Origin of the sequence: uncultured Phocaeicola sp. (assembly GCF_948499155.1) — a bacterium.
GTDB lineage: Bacteria > Bacteroidota > Bacteroidia > Bacteroidales > Bacteroidaceae > Phocaeicola > Phocaeicola faecalis.
In genome coordinates, this window is record NZ_CAOOSE010000058.1 from 1 (window position 1) to 1,530 (window position 1,530).

At 38.5% G+C, this 1,530-nt stretch carries 1 protein-coding gene; it reads left to right on the top strand.

The annotated features are described in order from the left end of the window. Positions 1 to 209: 209 nt before the first annotated feature. Complete coding sequence (locus QYT14_RS18825) at positions 210 to 1,496, top strand: Fic family protein (RefSeq protein WP_283139982.1); 1,287 nt, start codon at positions 210 to 212, stop codon at positions 1,494 to 1,496. Positions 1,497 to 1,530 lie beyond the last annotated feature (34 nt).

The window sequence follows — 1,530 nt, forward strand, 5'->3', positions numbered from 1 at the left end:
AATCGCAGACTTTGTAGATACGCAATCCCTAATTTGATTTGGAAAATACAGATAAAAGTCAAGCTAATCAGACGTTTTTTAGGAAAAATCATCGCATTTTTTGCAACATTATATAGCTTCTCTTGGTGATACGACAATAATCGAGTATATTTGTCGCAAATATTGCGACGTTGTTTATTGCTTAATGACGCATCAGATATGTTCTAGATATGTATATACACGAAAGAGACAATTGGACTGCATTCCGTTGGAATGCGACTGAACTAACGGCACTTCTTGAAGAAGTGAACCGTAAACAGGGTTTGTTGTATGGCAGGCTTGCTTCGCTTGGCTTTGATAGCAAATTGAAAGCGATGGCGGAGAATCTGACATATGATGTAGTTTATTCGTCAGAAATAGAAGGAATACGATTGAATGTAGATGAAGTACGTTCATCCATTGCTCGAAAATTGGGTATAGAAAATGTCAAACAGACAGCACCATCGCACTACATAGATTCTGTTGTGGCAGTCATGCTTGATGCAGTAAATCATTATGATCAGTTATTGACAAAAGAGAAAATTTGTGCATGGCAAACAGCATTCTTCCCGACAGGTTTCAGCGAGGGTTCGCAAATTGAAGTTGGACAATATCGTACAAACGAGGAACATATAGTTTCCGGGATGTTCGGTCGTGAGAAAATACATTATATTGCTCCCTCACCGGAACGCGTGGACGAAGAAATGGCACATTTTCTTGATTGGTTCAACAGTCAGGAAAATATAAATTCAGTTATACGGTCAGCCATTGCACATTTCTGGTTTGTCAGTATTCATCCATTTGAAGATGGTAACGGACGCTTAGCACGCATACTTTCTGATATGTTGTTGGCTCGTGCTGATAAGAGTGAGTTCAGATTTTACAATATCTCCTCGCAAATAAATAAAGATAAAAACCACTATTACGATATTTTAGAAAAGGCTCAACACAGCGATGGTGACATTACAGAATGGATATACTGGTATGCCAGTATGTTGTCGGTTGCACTTGACGAAGCAGAAAATATTGTCAGTACCATCTTGAACAAAAGTTTATTTTGGCAAAAAGTTTCTTCTGTACCACTTAGCCAAAGACAGACCGATATGCTGAACCTGTTCCTTGATGGCTATGAAGCAAAGATAACTTCCAAAACTTGGGCATCATTGGCTAAATGTTCCAAAGACACAGCCATACGAGATATTCAAGATCTTGTAGATAAAGAGATTCTTCGAGAAGATATTCCCGGAGCCAAACGACCGAGCTATTCCATTATATATGATCCGGAAGACATCACTGTCTTTTTTTCTGAAATCAGCATTGAGCAACAAAATGGAAATCAATACATCAAAGCCCTCTATAAAGGCAAGCTACAAGTGTACGAAAGAATTTTGCCACTTGATGCAGAGCGATTTGAAAAAGGCGACTTTCCATTAGAGAACCTGCTTGCCAAGTATTGCTCATATCTGAGGATAAGCTAAGAAATTTGCATATTAATAGTCCTTAATCAAGGGA

Excerpts from the sequence above, each read along its gene's own strand:
- QYT14_RS18825 (WP_283139982.1), top strand. The coding sequence starts at position 210 with ATGTATATACACGAAAGAGACAATTGGACTGCATTCCGTTGGAATGCG.